This window comes from Zhouia amylolytica AD3 (assembly GCF_000511935.2).
In the GTDB taxonomy this organism is placed as follows: Bacteria; Bacteroidota; Bacteroidia; order Flavobacteriales; family Flavobacteriaceae; genus Zhouia; species Zhouia amylolytica.
This window is the reverse complement of record NZ_AYXY01000022.1, coordinates 132,929-149,394: the sequence shown is the minus strand read 5'-3', so window position 1 is coordinate 149,394 and position 16,466 is coordinate 132,929. Positions and strand designations below refer to the sequence as shown.

The window sequence follows — 16,466 nt, the reverse complement described above, 5'->3', positions numbered from 1 at the left end:
CAAACCAGTAAAAGAGTATTATGAGCAACAATAAAGATTTTGGAAACATTTCATTCGATTTGCCAAAAAATCAGAGCAACGTTATAAAAGTGATCGGTGTTGGTGGTGGTGGAAGCAACGCAATTAATTACATGTTCCAGCAAGGGATTAATGGGGTTGATTTCGTAGTGTGTAATACCGATTCACAGGCCCTGGAAAACAGTTCAGTCCCTAATAGAATTCAATTAGGAGTCTCTTTAACTGAAGGCTTGGGAGCTGGTGCGAATCCTGAAATTGGAGAACAAGCGGCTATTGAAAGCCTTGAAGATATTAAGACCATGTTGGATAAGAATACCAAAATGGTTTTTATTACCGCCGGAATGGGTGGTGGAACGGGTACTGGAGCAGCTCCAATCATTGCTAAAATGGCAAAGGATATGGATGTGCTTACCGTAGGAATTGTGACTATTCCTTTTCAGTTTGAAGGAAAGATGCGTAATGAACAGGCTCATAGAGGTGTAGAGAATTTACGTGCGAGTGTTGATTCACTTATTGTGATCAATAATAACAAACTAAGAGAGGTCTATGGAAACCTTGGTTTCAAAGCTGGTTTCTCAAAGGCAGATGAAGTCTTGGCAACTGCTGCCCGAGGTATAGCCGAGGTAATTACTCATCACTATACACAAAATATTGACCTACGTGATGCTAAAACCGTGTTGGCTAATAGTGGATCTGCGATCATGGGATCAGCTACCGCAGTCGGAGGTAACCGTGCTCAGGATGCCATCATGAATGCGCTGGACTCTCCGTTATTAAATGATAATAAGATTACAGGTGCAAAGAATGTATTGTTGCTTATTGTTTCTGGTTCTGAAGAGATTACTCTTGATGAAATAGGAGAGATCAATGATCATATTCAGGCTGAAGCTGGAAACAGTGCAAATATTATTATGGGTGTCGGTGAAGATGATGCATTGGGTGATTCAATCTCTGTTACTGTTATTGCCACTGGTTTTAATGCAGAACAACAACATGAGATTGTAAATGTAGAAGCCAAGAAAATTATTCACACCTTGGAAGATGAGCAAAAGGCTGAGCAAAACCTTTCTGCAAAGTCAACAATGGCATCTGTAGCGAAGCTTCCTTTAAACGAAGAGCTTAAGAGCGAAGTCCCAAAAGAAAAGAAGGTGGTTCGTCACACTTTAGTCGATGAGGAAGCCGAAATGGAGTTAATCCCGACGTCAGAACTCATTAAAAATATTGATGTTTCATACGAAGAGGTAAAGGCAGAAGAGGAGGACTTTGTAATTATCGATACTACAGCTAAAATAAGAGATATTGAGGTTATAGACCCTGAAGTTTTAAAAGTTGAAGATGAAAAACAGCAAACTACGTTGTTGTTTGATATGCCGGTAGAGGAAGAAGAGGTAAGTTCAACGCAGGAGAATGTGGTTACCTTTAATTTGGATGACGAGATTTCGGATGATGTCAGAGATTATGAGGTGAAGGATTACGTAGAGGTAGTTCCTGTAACCGAACATTCAGAAAATGGTGAAAAGCGTTATAGTCTGGATGATTACATGCAGATGGAGGACAAGTTAAACAAGGCAAAACCTCAAAATGAAAAAGCAGTAGTAAAAGAAGAAGAACTGATTATTGAGAAAAAGGTTGTTGTTAACAAGGAGGTAAAAGAGCAACCGGTGGAAGATAAACCTGCCACCAATGTCGATCCTTTTAACAGTCCGATTGAGGAAACTTTGAAAAAACGTGTTGAGGAGCGCAAGAAGAAACTAAAAGATTTTAATTATAAGTTTCACCATAATAATTCTAAGATTGAAGAGATCGAGAAAGAACCTGCGTATAAGCGTATGGGTGTTGAGTTAGAAGATAAGCAACACGAAGATCCTTCCCGTATGTCAATCGGTGTAGATAGTAATGATGAGACACAATTAAGGTCTAATAATTCATTTTTACATGATAATGTAGATTAAAGAATAACACAACCCGTAGTCTATATTGATTAATAGCATATTCATACTTAGCCTACGTTTTGTTAAATTACCCGGAACCATAGTCAATGGTTTCGGGTTATTTTTTTATATTCGCATACCTTTTTTAAATGGGATACTGTTATGAGTTTACAAAGTAACATAATGACTGAAATGAAGGCTGCCATGAAAGCGAAAGATCAGGTGGCTTTAGAAGCTTTAAGAGCTGTTAAATCTGCTTTATTATTAGCGAAGACAGAAGCAGGAGCAGGGGATGAATTATCGGAAGATGAGGAGATAAAGCTTTTGCAGAAATTAGTAAAACAACGTAAGGACAGTGCTGCTATTTTTATTGAGCAGGGCAGAGAAGATCTTGCTGAACCGGAATTAGCGCAAGCGGCTGTGATAGAGAAGTTTTTACCAGAGCAATTATCAACCGACGAAATTGCTAAGATTGTTGACGATATTATTGCTAAAACCGGAGCTGAAGGCATGAAAGACATGGGGAAAGTAATGGGAATGGCGTCAAAAGAAATGGCTGGTAAAGCTGATGGAAAGGCAATTTCAACGATAGTTAAACAAAAATTAGCCTAATAAAAGAATTAGAATCCTGTAAACACAGGAATTCTTGGCCCCGTAGTTCAACTGGATAGAATATCAGATTTCGGCTCTGAGGGTTGGGGGTTCGAATCCTCCCGGGGTCACTACAAGCAACAGGTCCGGTAACGCAAGTTACCGGATTTTTTATTTCCGGATAAATCCAAACGAAGTTTGGGGATTAAGCAGGAAATGAAAAAGGTAAAGCGCCAGCTTTGCCGACCTGTTATTTGCAAAGGGGAGCGTTATGAGGATCACGGAGTAATCCATTTGAAGTTTGGAGATTTAGCAGGAAATGAAAAAAGTAAAGCGCCAGCTTTGCCGACCTGTTATTTGCAAAGGGGAGCGTTATGAGGATCACGGAGTAATGCATTTGAAGTTTGGAGATTTAGCAGGAAATGAAAAAGGTAAAGCGCCAGCTTTGCCGACCTGTTATTTGCGAAGGGGAGGATAAAGAGGATCACGGAGTAATGCATTTGAAGTTCGGAGATTTAGCAGGAAATGAAAAAAGTAAAGCGCCAGCTTTGCCGACCTGTTATTTGCGAAGGGGAGCGTTATGAGGATCACGGAGTAATGCATTTGAAGTTCGGAGATTTAGCAGGAAATGAAAAAAGTAAAGCGCCAGCTTTGCCGACCTGTTATTTGCAAAGGGGAGCGTTATGAGGATCACGGAGTAATCCATTTGAAGTTTAGGGATTTAGCAGGAAATGAAAAAGGTAAAGCGCGAGCTTTGCCGACCTGTTATTTGCAAAGGGGAGCGTTATGAGGATCACGGAGTAATCCGAATTGTTGCCGTGTGAATAATCGATATCAATTATAATTACCTTGTTTGATCAAACCTCCTGAAACAAAACGTACTAAAATATATTGATTTAGACCTGCTCATACTTTATCCATACTTTAACCATGCCTCAACCATACTTAAACTATGGGCTATCTGAGGGGTAAATAGGAAGTTTTTAGGTGTCGAGTCGCAATAGAATAACTCTTTTATATCATTTTGTACCCATTTGTACGACGCGGCAAAAAGTTGCAAAAACGGCTAAAAAAGACCTTTGTTCTCGAAGTTCTTGGGAGAAATCAGAAGTGCAATCAGAGTATTTATAACATTTAGATTTATAAGGTAAATCACTACTAATCAAGTTTAAATTTTCTAAAATCACTCACTTCGCTCCACTCTCACTTTTATAGATTTGCTAATATGCTGTCTACTCCTCGGATCAAATTCGTCATGTGGTATTAAAACATTGGTTTCGGGATAATAGGCGCCAATATTTCCTTTAGGTATTTTATAAGGAACCACCAAAAACTGTTTAGCAGTCCTTGTTTTACCATGGTAGGTACTGTAAATATTTATAATGTCTTGAGCCTTAAGGTTTTTTTCAAGCATGTCTTCCTGATTCATGAAAACCACACGGCGTTCATTGTAAATGCCTCGATAACGATCGTTTAAACCGTAAATAGTGGTGTTGAATTGATCGTGAGCCCGGAAGGTCATCAGTAATAATTCGTCTTTTTCTAATCGATGTTCCGACAATGTGTTTATCGTGAGTTTGGCCTTTCCCTGTGGTAACATACTGAAATCGCGAATACGTGCATTATTGGGCAGGTAGTATCCAAAGCCTTTAGAACGTTCACTTGTGTTTTCAAAGCCCTTTACAGTTTTATCAATAGCATCACGTATGAGGTTATAGTCCTGTCCCATGGCCTTCCAATTCACGGCATGATTCCCATTAAAATAGGTGTGCGCTATGGAAGCGATAATTTCCGGTTCACTTTTTATAGCCCCCGAAGCAGGCTTCAGTAGGCCTCTGCTTTGTCGGACCTTTCCGGTGCTGCTTTCCATAGTAAGGAATTGGAGTTGACCATTCTGATAGTCTTTTTCAGACCTTCCATAGGTAGGTAAGATTAATGCTGTCTGTCCGGTAATCAAATGACTTCGGTTTAATTTAGTGCTTATTTGTACCGTCAGCTGGCAATTTTGAATGGCCTGTGCGGTATATTCCGTGTCGGCGGCAGCCATGGCGAAGTTACCTCCCAAACACATAAAAACCTTTGCTTCTTTACGATGCATGGCGCTGATGGCAGCGGCTACATCATAGCCTTTTGTTGTTGGTGGAGCGAACCCCAGATGCTTTTGAATCCGCTGATTAAATTCTCTATTAACAAAGTGCATGATGCCGACACTGCGGTCTCCCTGAACATTACTATGTCCCCGAACCGGAAAAGTACCTGCTGAAGGTTTTCCGATAGCACCTTTGAGGAGAAGGAGGTTGACGAACTCCTGTATGGTTTCCACTCCATTTTTGTGCTGGGTAAGACCCATCGCCCAGCAAACTATAATTTTTGATTTTGAAGCCAGGAGGGCTACGGTTTTATCTATATCGTTTTCTGAAACTCCTGTACGAGCAAGTAGTTTTGAGGAGTCGTATTTGTTCAGGTCCTCCATAAGTTCCTGATAACCGTTTGTGTATTGCTCGATAAATTCCAGATCAAATACATTACCTTTCAGTGTTTCAATGGCCACTAGTTTTTTTAGAATCAGTTTTACCAGGGCGATATCTTCATTGACTTTAACCGGGAGGTGGATATCCGCAATGGGAGTTCCGCTTCCCAACATGTCACTAATGTTTTGAGGGTTTTTAAAGTTTACCAAGCCTAATTCTTCTAACGGATTAATACTTATAACTGATCCCCCGTTATTTTTACATTTTTCAAGAGCGGCTAACATTCTCGGATGGTTGGTGCCCGGGTTTTGTCCGACTGTTAAAACGACTTCTGCCTCGTGCAGATCTTCGAGGGTTGTCGATCCTTTACCGATACCCAGGGTATTGGAAAGTGCGACTCCTGAAGCTTCGTGGCACATATTAGAGCAGTCAGGCATATTATTAGTGCCAAAAGCGCGAGCGAACATTCCATAAAGAAAAGCTGCTTCGTTGCTCGAGCGACCGGAGGTATAAAAAATGGCTTCATCCGGATTGTTTAATTCATGCAGTTCTTTTGCTATGATTTTATAGGCATTTTCCCAGCTTATGCTTTCGTAATGCAAAGAATCAGGGCGAAGTAGTAAAGGTTCTGTAATACGGCCTAATTTATTGAGTTCAAAATCTGTTAGTTGAGATAATTCTTCAACCGAGTGGGATGCGAAAAAATCGGCATTTATGTGTTGTGTGGTCGCTTCATCCGCTAATGCTTTTGCGCCATTTTCGCAATATTCAGCTACTTTCGAAGGTTTTAATGGTACTGGCCAGGCACAACTCGGACAGCGAAAACCATCTTCCTGGTTCATTTTCATTAGGGCCGTAGTGGCACGAATAATACCCATCTCCTTAAAAGTGTGATTTAATGCTTCTTTAACTCCTAAAAATCCAGCGGAAGAACTAAGAGGTTCTTTGATTTGTATGCCTGAAAATTTGATTTTTCCTGTATAAGAAATATTTCTTTTAACCCCATTTTTCATGACCTTGATAAGTTTCTTTGTTGCTTTTAAATTTTTAAACATGCCGAAATAAGTGCATGATTTAGTAGGTGAATTGTTTTACTTAACACCTTAAATTACCACTTTTTTAGATAACAATATAAAAATTGCGATCTCTTATCCCGGTACGCTTTGATTATGATGTAGGGGTAGTTTAGTGAATATACCCCATAACGATGCCTCAAGGTTTATTTTTCCAGAAGGATTTCATCTCCCCGATAGGTGTGGTTTTTATCTCTGTACAATAAAGAATGTTTGTTTTCTGAGGGGCCAAAAGTTGTTACGTCAGCTTCCTTCAGTGGCTTTCCGTAAGCGAAAATTTGGTCTTTATCCTTTGCGTATATTTTGTTTTCAAAAACTTCAAAGGTGTTAGTGTCAGCTGACTCCATAAGAGTTCCATAGTAAAAAACGTGGTTTTTGTCTTTGGTATATGGATGTTCGATAATTTCAAATGTGCCTGCATCCGCCTTGTCAATAAGAACACCATCGTACACCACTTTTGAGTCAAATATCAGATATTGATCCATTAAAATTCTCAAGTCCTTAAGGCTTTGATATGGGATAGTGCTAAGGGAATCGGTGATTTTCTGATTTTGATATTCCTGAAAGTCATAAACAGCATTTTTATCAGCTATATATCTGTCATTGATGACAATGGTTGAAGCAGGATCTGCCGAGGTAATCGATAAGAGTTGATAGCTTTTTAGTGCATATACACTGTCTTTGTCCTTAGCAAAATTGCTGTTAAGGATGGTGAAAGTAGGATAATCTACTGCTACCGGCTTGTGATTGTAGAAATAATGTGCATTATCTTTTGCCCAATTGTGATCTATCCGAGTGAATGTTTTTGGATCGGCATCGGTTATTTTCCACAGATGTTTATTTTCTTGATTCGCATCTCTGAAAGCAAAGGATGAATAACTGAAGGCAACATAAACATTGTTTTTGTCAAAGCACAAGTAATCGTCATCGCTTACCCGGAAGGAGGCTGTATCCACTTCGTTATCAATGATGTGGTACTTAAAATATAAATGATTTTTGTCCTTGCCAAAATCCCGGCCAATAACGCTGAAGCTGTTAACATCGGCATTCAGTTTAGTGTTGCCCAATTCGAACCAATTTCCCATCGGACTATAACAGATATCCTTTTTCGTCTTTGAATAGTAATAAGAGTCGGAAACAGATTTGTCAACGGGGCCGGAGAAAGGACTGCAAGCTTGCGCCAGAATTGAAATGCAAAATAGCCATAACTGTGCAAGAGGTGTATGTTGGGAGCGTGTAAACTTTTTAATTGCAAAATTCAAAATAAGAATGAATGCAGTTAATGATAAATACGGGTGGTTTGTTATGAAAGTCATATCGCAAATATAATAAGTAATCTTAATCTTACGTATGTGCTAGATTAAATCTTAAGAAGGTGTTTGATTAAAATTATTTAATGCCGAGGTATGTCTTGTTATTATAGTTTGGGGATTAGGCTGTTGAATTAATAAAAACGTTAAATAAATGTCAAAATGATATTTTGGTTACACCCTTTTTAGCATTTATATTGTTCTATAGGTATTAAAAACATTAAAACTTATGAGAACATTTACCTTAGGATTATTCATGCTATTCATTGTGTTTAGTATTCCTGTTCAATCCCAGGATGTTGTTCCGTTTGATACTTCGATACGTAAAGGAGTGTTGTCTAACGGAATGCATTATTATATTAAGCATAATGAAGAGCCAAAAGAGCGGGCCTCTTTTTATTTTGCACAGAATGTAGGATCGGTATTGGAGAAAGAGACGCAACGTGGATTAGCGCATTTTTTAGAGCATATGGCTTTTAATGGAACGGAACATTATCCGGAAAAAACCATGCTTGAATATTTAGAGAAGAATGGTATAAAATTCGGATCTGAAATTAATGCATTTACTTCATTTGATAAAACCGTTTATAATATAAGCAAGGTACCAGTAACCAACCCCAGGCTCATCGATTCTACATTATTGGTTTTGCATGATTGGTCTGGAAATTTGTCGTTGACTGATGAAGAAATAGATGCTGAAAGAGGTGTTATTAATGAAGAGTGGAGAACCAGAAACACACCAGGTTTTAGAGTTTCTGAGCGCATCTGGACCGAGGCCGTTCTGGCTGGGTCGGTATATAGCAAGAGAATGCCGATAGGATTAATGTCGGTTGTAAATAATTTTGAGTATGATGAATTGAGAGATTATTACAAGCGATGGTATCGACCAGATCAGCAAGCGGTTATTGTTGTAGGAGATATCGATGTGGATGAAATGGAAGCCAGGATAAAGACATTATTTTCTACCATTCCACTTAAAAAGAACTTGCCGGTACGACCTGAATTTGATATTGAATTTGATGGTGGAACAAAATTTATGACCTCTACAGATAAGGAAATAGGCACTGTTGGGATTCAGTTTTACGTTCGAAATAAAGCTAAAGACCTGAAGGAGTTTGAATATGTCGATAACGGAATTAAAAAAAGTCTTGTATCATATATATTGAATAACAGGTATAGAGAAATGACGGTTAAACCTGAATGTCCTGCATTAAGTGCAGGTTATTCATATTCGAATTTCGTAAGACCTTTGGATATTCTAGGCTTGAGTATACAGCCAAAAACCGGAAAGGAGCTCGAAAGCTTTGAATTCGCACTCACAGAATTGTTAAGGTTTGTAAAGTTTGGAGCAACGGAGAGCGAATTGGAAAGAGCTAAAAAATCTATAAAGAACAGCCAGTTATCGAGATTAAAAAATAAGGATAAAATTAGTAGTGATTCTTATGCTAATAGTATTTACAGCTATTTCTTCAGCAAAGATCCAATGCCGGATATTGATTGGAGTGTTAATTATTTGGTGGAACGGTTAGCGACTATTTCTAATGAAGATCTTATTAATCATGTGGCTTCTCAATATAAAAAGGAAGATCTTGTTATAGCGGTTACCGGTCCGGAAGATAAAGAATACCCGACCAGAGAAGCCTTTCTTGAAGTTTATGAAAAGGTGCATAAGTCTGATTTAAGTCCTTTTAAGGATACAACTTCAGATGAACCTTTAATAGCAGAAGATTTAAAAGAACAAGCGGTTGTAAAAACTGAAAAGCTTTCAGGAATTGATGCTAATATGTACACCCTTTCAAATGGGGCGAAGGTGGTAATTTATCCTACCACTTATGATAAAGATGTCATTTACATTAAAGGGTATAGTCCTGGAGGAACGTCGTTGTTAGATAAGGAAATGCTTCCTTCTTCTAACGCAGTAACCTACGTGGCTTCTCAATCCGGATTAGGAAACTTCAATAAAATAGATTTAGGTAAGAAATTGGCCGGTACCAATACATCTCTGGGCATGGGCTTGGGTGAGTTGTCAGAATCAGTATCCGGACGTAGTACCAAATCAGATATTGAAGTGTTATTTAAGAAGTTGTATTTAAGTTTTGAAGCACCTCGGTTTGAGCAAGAAGCTTTTGACCTGGCGATAGAAAGATTTAAAAAAGGGATTGAGCAAAAGAAAAAGAATAAGAAGAGTACTTTGCAGGATTCAATTTCTTTGGCATTATCAAACCACAATGAGAGAACATTGATTTTCGATGAAGAACTTTTAACTGAAATTAACTTCAATAAAATACAGGAGATATATAAGGACCGATTTAATGGTGTCGACGATTTTACCTTTGTTTTTGTTGGAGATATAGATGAAGCTCATGTTTTAAAACTAGCACAAAAATATATCGGTAATATTAAAGCTTCGGGAGCAAAAGAATCTTATGTAGATCATGAATATAATCCTGCAAAAGGAAAAACCACTGTTAGAGTGAAGGAAGATATGGAGACTCCACAAACCACAGTAAGGGTTATTTTTAACGGAGAACTTTCTTATAATCTTAAAAATGGATTGGTCGTGAATATGGTAGGTGAATTATTAAAGAAAAGCTGTCATGAAGTCATTAGAGAAGAAGAGGGAGGCAGTTATGGAGTTGGAGCCTCGGGAAGTTTAACAGATATTCCGGATGAAAGGTATACCGTAAGTGTAGGTTTTGATTGTAACCCTGATAAGACTGATCAGTTAATAGCAGTCGTTTACGATGAATTAGAAAAAATGACTACTGCAGTGAATTTGGACGACCTGAATGAGGTTAAAAAGTCTTTGATCAAATCAAGAACAGAGGCGGTTAATAATAATGGATACTGGATGAATGTGATCACTTCTAATGTCTTTTATGGAAGAAAAGTATATTCACTTGATGAATATATTGCTTTGGTCAATGCTATAACCGAAAAGGATATTAAGAAAGCGGCTGGAACCATTGTTAAAAAATCTGATATTGTGGAAGGGGTATTGGTGCCTAAAAATTAAATCTTAAAAAATGAAAAAGTATATATTTCTATTGCTTGTATTTATTGGGCTGGGGGCTCAGGCTCAAATACATGAACCGGTAAAATGGTCTGCATCGATCGAAAAAATAAGTAATACTGAAGCCTATTTAGTTGCTACAGCAACTATTGAAAAAGGGTGGCATTTATATTCACAGGATGTACCTGATGGTGGACCGGTTGCAACAAGCTTTGAGTTTGATACTTCATCAAAGAAATTTAAGTTAATTGGTGAGACCGAAGAAGGAGAGGGTCATGTTGTAGATGATAAGATCTTCGAAATGAAAATTAAATACTTTGATAACAAAGCTGTTTTCAAACAAAAAATTAAGTTTCCCCCAAACCTTAAAATTAAAATCACCGGAGGGGTGGCGTTTATGGTATGTGATGATGCTAATTGTTTACCACCAACTACTGAAGAATTAGAGTTTAGTTTATAGTTTTTTTGATTAGTTAATGAGGCCCGGATGTATTCCGGGCTTTTTTTTATGAGTGCAATTTATTTAAATTAAAGTGTTGTTATGAGAATAATACAGTCGTTTGTATTTGTTTAGGTGGTGTTGGTGGGTGATGGGGTGGATTTTATATAAATAATTGTTGAATTTTAACATTTCAGCCTCGGTTTTACAAAAAGATAATTTATATTTAACGCCGTTTTAAAAAATTAGTAATCAAAGCGTTAAACAATCATTAAGCCCAAGACGGAACATATTAAGATTACTGCCGGTTCTTATAAAGAAATATTTTACAGCTTCTATCCGAGGTTGCTTTCATTTTGTGAGAAGTATGTAAAAGACACTTATGCTGCTGAAGAAATAGTAGAAGAGTGTATGCTTTATTTATGGGAACGCAAAGGAGATATGAATAAGATTGACGATTTAAAATCTTATTTATATACCATGGTGAAGCACAAGTCTTATGCTTATTTAAAGCAAACCCAAAAAGTCGTGTCTTTGGATGCTTATAAAGATGATGCTTTGAGTCAGGAAGATGCTTATATTATAGAAGAAGAAGTGCATGCGATATTAATATCAGCACTTGAAAAGCTGCCGGAAAGATGTAGAAAAGTATTTGAGTTATCTTGTTTGGAAGGGTTGAAATATAAGGATATCGCAGAAGACATGGATATTTCTGTCAATACTGTAAAATCCCAACGCGCCAGAGCTATTGAATTATTAAAAATACAATTAAAAGACCACCCAGTTCTCTTAGGATATTTGGCTTTTTTGTTAAAAAATCAAATTTTTTAAGATTTCTTTCCACCCACTTTACATGTTTTTTACTCATAGAGTTAAATGATGTGAAAATAACATGTTTTAAAAGAACTTGTTAATGCCCAATATGAATAATACATACAGATCTAATTATACCATTGCCGAACTTATCTCTAAGTCGATAACCGGAACTTTGAACCCAGATGAAGAGCAGGATTTAAACGAATGGTTAAAAACTAAAGAAAATAAAGATTTATTCGATAGAATTTCTAACGCAGATGCTATTAGTGAAAAGGAGGAGTTCTACAAGAGGATAGATCGCCATAAGGTTTATGACAGGTTATCATCTAAGATCAGTCAGAATGAACAACGCAAACGCAGAAGAAAGATCATTAATCTTGCTAAGTATGCTGCTGTTTTTGTTGGACTGATAGCGATTTCGACCCTGTGGTACAATCATAAGTTACAACAAGATATCCTTGTTACTGAGAAGACGTTGTCTGAGATAAAACCAGGTTATGAAAAAGCCACCTTAGTATTAGGAGATGGTCAAACAATTGAATTGGAGTCTTTTCAAAATCAACAGATACAATCGAGTGGAAGCGCAAAAATTCAAAACCTTAATAATGTTTTGGCTTATGAGGCTTCAGCTGTCGGATCCGGTAAAAAAGAGGTGAGAAAAAATACCCTGCATGTACCGACCGGAGGTATTTATACGCTAAAACTTCCTGATGGGACCATGGTGTGGCTCAACTCAAACTCTTCCATTACTTATCCGGAGGCTTTTGTTGAAGATAAAAGGGAAGTGGAGTTACAAGGAGAAGCCTATTTTGAGGTTGTTAAGGACGCAAAGGAGTTTATAGTGAAGACGAATCATCAGGATGTAACGGTGTTGGGTACTTCATTTAATGTGAGTGCTTATCGGGACGATGTTTTTTTTGCCACCACATTAGTAGAGGGAAGTGTTCGCTTGCAATCTGAAAAAACCAAGCCTGTACTGCTTAAGCCAAGTGAGCGAGCGGTTTATCATTTTGATGAAGAAAAAGAGATTGAGGTACAGCGGGTTGATGTACGATATTATACCTCCTGGAAGAATGGTAAGTTCTATTTTGAGCACCAGTCTTTGGGTGAGATTCTTAAAAAGGTTGGGAGATGGTATGGCTTTGATGTAAAGTTTGACGACCCTGAGTTAGAAAAAATATCTTTTACCGGCGTGGCCTTAAAAAGTAATGATGTTCAGGATCTTTTGCAAATGATAAGTAAGACCGCAAGGGTTGAGTATAGTGCAGTAAAAACAGAAAATGGAAAATATGAAATTATAATATCAAAAAAATAACAATGAAAAAACCGGCTAGTGTTGCCGCACAAACCGGTTTGTCTTGTTAGTTAACTAGTACTCTTAAATAATTAATCAACTAAACACGTAAATGTATGAAAAAAAATCTATCGTGGGAAACCCATGGGTTTCTCCAGCGGTATGAGCGACAAATTGTTTGGATTATGAAGCGATCGCTATTTATGTTCTGTATTCTTTTTTTGAATTTTACCGCTTTTGCCTTTTCGCAAAAAGTAACTATTAACTTAGGGAGTGTGACGCTCCACGAAGCATTAAAAGAGATTGGCAAGAAAACAAATGTAGACTTTTTCTATAGTGAGGAAGAGCTCGATGCCAACCGAAAAGTATATGTGAGTTTTAAGGATGAAGACCTATCGAATGTTGTTTCTACTTTAATTGGTGAGAACTTTAAATTAGAAAAACAGGGAGAAGGCCTATACTTAATTATTCCTAAAGAAGTATCTGATTTTCAAGATCAATTTATCGTAAATGGGGTGGTTACGGATGAGAATAACCAACCGATGCCCGGAGTAACTATCATGGTAAAGGGTACCAGGGTTGGTACCAGTACTGACTTTGATGGTAAATTCCGAATCAGGGTAGCCGAAGAAAATACCTTGACTTTGAGTTTTGTGGGGTATTTAAAGCAGGAAATTGTAATTAAAGACGATAAGGATCTCAAGATTCAGCTGAAACCTGATGTAGCCGAGTTAGACGCTGTTGTTGTTACGGGTATTGTGGAGCGTAAAAAGGAAACGTTTACCGGTACTGTAAATACCATTACAGGGGATGAAATCAGAGAGATCGGTAATTTGAACATTATTGAAAGCGTTAAAACTTTAGACCCTTCTTTTATTGTTTTAGAAAATAACCTTCAGGGTTCGAATCCTAATATATTACCAACCATTGAAGTTCGGGGTAAAACCAGTGTATCTACAGATGATTTAAGAGATTCTTATGGAGCAGACCCTAACAGCCCGTTATTTGTACTGGATGGTTTCGAAACGAGTCTTCGCAGAATTATGGATTTGGACATGAACCGTGTGGCTTCTATTACGATCTTAAAAGATGCAGCTTCTACAGCCTTATACGGTTCTAAAGCAGCAAACGGAGTAGTGGTTGTTGAAACGAAGCGACCTAAAGAGGGAAAGTTACAGGTGAACTATATTGGGGATTATAATATACAGTTTCCGGATCTTTCTGATTATAACCTGATGAATGCCGAGGAAAAATTGGAGTTTGAAAGGCTGTCAGGAAGATGGACTTCATCATTACCGGAATTGGAGAACCAAATTCGAATGGATACGCTGTATGCAGAGAAATTAGCTGAGGTACGCAGAGGGGTTAACACCTATTGGTTAAGTGAACCAACTCAAACAGCTATATCCCAAAAACACTCTGTTTATGTAAGTGGAGGAACTGATGAAATCAGGTTTAATACAGGGGTTAGTTACAGAGCTGCTGAAGGTGTAATGAAGGGTTCAGGGAGAGATACCTGGAATGCGAATGTGGATCTCACCTATAGAAAAGGGAAGTGGAACGTTTCTAACAGGTTATATCTTGGTGGGTATGATGCAAGAGAATCTAACTATGGTTCTTTTAGAAATTTCGCGGAAGCCAATCCTTATTACCGGAAGTATGATGAGTTTGGTGAAATCACGCGTTATTTTGAAAGTGTAAGAGTTAAGGATTTTTATGGATTTAATGTGGTGAATCCACTTTATTACTCTACGCTCAACAGTAAAGACGAAACGAATAATTTTAATATTACCAATAACTTTGGGATCAACTATGATATCAGCTCGGTATTGCGTTTTCAGGGACAACTACAGATCAATAAGGTTATGGTTGATCAGGAAGTTTTTGTAGATCCGGAAGATCCGATATTTGACGATGTTAACTTTTTTGAAAGAGGAGAATATCGAAGAAGCCAGGTGAATAGTTTTGGTTACCGAGCTAATGCCGGCGTAGTGTATCACGATCTGTGGGGTGAGAAACACATGATTAACGGGAATGTGCGATTTGATATTGAAGAGCAGAATAATGAAGCTTACAATACTACCACTGTAGGTTTCCCTGCAGGTTCTAATGGAAATCCGGGATTTGCCTTTAGTTACAAGCCAGATTCAAAACCGGGATATAATATCACAAAATACAGACGTAATAACATTTTAGGATCGGTAAACTATGCATATGATAATAGATTTTTGCTAGATGCAACATACCGTATAGATGGGTCTACTGCCTTCGGTTCTAATGAGAAATATAGTCCTTTCTGGTCTGTAGGAGCAGGTTGGAATTTGCATAATGAAATGAAGGTAAAGAGTGATGTTTTAAACTTGTTCAGAGTAAGACAAACGCTCGGATATACCGGAAATCAGAATTTGGGAAGTATTGCTTCTACCTCTATATATACGTATTTGAATAGAGTCAATGGTTTCGGAACGGGCTTAGGGTTAACAACCTTGGCTAATCCTGATTTAGAATGGCAACGTACCTATGACACCAACTTAGGGATCGACTTAGCTATGTTTAAAAATCGTTTTGATGCCCAGTTTAATATCTATACTAAAAAATCTGAACCATTGGTGGTTCCGGTCGATCTGGCTTCTTCAACAGGCTTAGTTTCATATCCTTTAAATGTAGGTCGCTTAGATGTTAATGGTCTTGAGGTAATTGCCGGATATAAGGTAATTAACGATTTGGAAAATCGTATTACCTGGAGGTTAAGAGCTACTGCCGCTATGGTTAATATGGAATATGGCGGATTTGATAATACCTTAAGAAGTTTAAATGACCAGGCGGTAGCTGATGGTGAAGAAAGTTTTCTGGAAGACAAACCATTGAATGAAGAATCTCTGAGAAGGTATAGAGATGGATACAGTCCTGATGATATTTGGGCGGTACCTTCATTAGGGATTGATCCGGCTTCTGGTCGTGAAGTGTTCCTAAAGAAAAACGGACAAACAACCTATGAATATGACAATGATGATGCAGTGGTAGTAGGAACCTCTCGTCCGGATGTGGAAGGAGTAATTTCCAGTTACTTTAACATTAAAGACTTTAGTTTTAACTTAAATGTTAGATACCGATTTGGAGGTCAGAATTTTAATAATGCACTTTATCAGAAGGTAGAGAATATATCAGTTCGCGATATCACCCTGAACCAGGATAGACGTGCATTGTATGACAGATGGCAACAGCCGGGAGATATCAGTCAGTTCAAGGCAATTGGTCTTACTGGTTATACGCCAATTTCATCGCGATTTGTTCAGGATGAAAACGTACTTATCGGAGAATCTATTAATGTAGGATACAGAGCGAGTAATAAGAAGTGGTTAAGCGCTATTGGGATTAGGACCTTACGTCTGAATGCTTATATGAATGATATTTTCAGAATATCTTCGATTCAGGCAGAAAGAGGAATTGATTATCCATTTGCTCGTAGCGTTTCATTTAGTATTAATGCAATGTTTTAAAAATTTAGTT

The 16,466-nt window shown here is 37.8% G+C and carries 9 protein-coding genes and 1 tRNA gene; 8 read left to right on the top strand and 2 right to left on the bottom strand.

Annotated elements, in window-relative coordinates:
• Window positions 1-20 precede the first annotated feature (20 nt).
• From ftsZ to P278_RS10415, 3 genes are all read left to right on the top strand, one after another.
• Entirely contained in the window at window positions 21-1,970 is a 1,950-nt protein-coding gene (gene ftsZ / locus P278_RS10425; protein ID WP_038266323.1) for a cell division protein FtsZ, read from the top strand.
• A 141-nt stretch (window positions 1,971-2,111) separates the two neighbouring features.
• Entirely contained in the window at window positions 2,112-2,561 is a 450-nt protein-coding gene (locus P278_RS10420) for a GatB/YqeY domain-containing protein (protein WP_038266321.1), read from the top strand.
• 36 nt (window positions 2,562-2,597) lie between these two features.
• Window positions 2,598-2,671, top strand: a tRNA-Arg gene (locus P278_RS10415).
• A gap of 1,052 nt (window positions 2,672-3,723) precedes the next feature.
• Here P278_RS10415 and P278_RS10405 read toward each other — a convergent pair.
• Together P278_RS10405 and P278_RS10400 are read right to left on the bottom strand one after the other, a co-directional pair.
• Window positions 3,724-6,024, bottom strand: coding sequence for an FdhF/YdeP family oxidoreductase (locus tag P278_RS10405; protein ID WP_038266566.1), 2,301 nt, complete (start codon window positions 6,022-6,024; stop codon window positions 3,724-3,726).
• Window positions 6,025-6,230: 206 nt separating this feature from the next.
• The gene (locus P278_RS10400) at window positions 6,231-7,400 is read right to left on the bottom strand and encodes a DKNYY domain-containing protein (RefSeq protein WP_082436136.1); all 1,170 of its coding nucleotides are present in this window, start codon (window positions 7,398-7,400) and stop codon (window positions 6,231-6,233) included.
• Window positions 7,401-7,623: 223 nt separating this feature from the next.
• Between P278_RS10400 and P278_RS10390 the strand changes: the two genes are divergently transcribed.
• The 5 genes from P278_RS10390 (at window position 7,624) to P278_RS10370 (ending at window position 16,456) form a co-directional block, all read left to right on the top strand.
• Entirely contained in the window at window positions 7,624-10,410 is a 2,787-nt protein-coding gene (locus P278_RS10390) for a M16 family metallopeptidase (RefSeq protein ID WP_051413522.1), read from the top strand.
• 10 nt (window positions 10,411-10,420) lie between these two features.
• A complete protein-coding gene (locus P278_RS10385; protein ID WP_038266311.1) occupies window positions 10,421-10,867 on the top strand; it encodes a protein-disulfide reductase DsbD domain-containing protein in 447 nt (148 codons plus the stop codon).
• Window positions 10,868-11,113: 246 nt separating this feature from the next.
• Complete coding sequence (locus P278_RS10380) at window positions 11,114-11,677, top strand: RNA polymerase sigma-70 factor (RefSeq protein ID WP_082436135.1); 564 nt, start codon at window positions 11,114-11,116, stop codon at window positions 11,675-11,677.
• Between the two features lie 82 nt (window positions 11,678-11,759).
• Window positions 11,760-12,977 (top strand): FecR family protein, encoded by a 1,218-nt coding sequence (locus tag P278_RS10375; RefSeq protein WP_082436134.1) that lies wholly within the window; start codon window positions 11,760-11,762, stop codon window positions 12,975-12,977.
• Window positions 12,978-13,072: 95 nt separating this feature from the next.
• Window positions 13,073-16,456, top strand: a complete 3,384-nt coding sequence (locus P278_RS10370; RefSeq protein ID WP_038266304.1) for a SusC/RagA family TonB-linked outer membrane protein — start codon at window positions 13,073-13,075, stop codon at window positions 16,454-16,456.
• The last annotated feature ends 10 nt before the right edge of the window (window positions 16,457-16,466 follow it).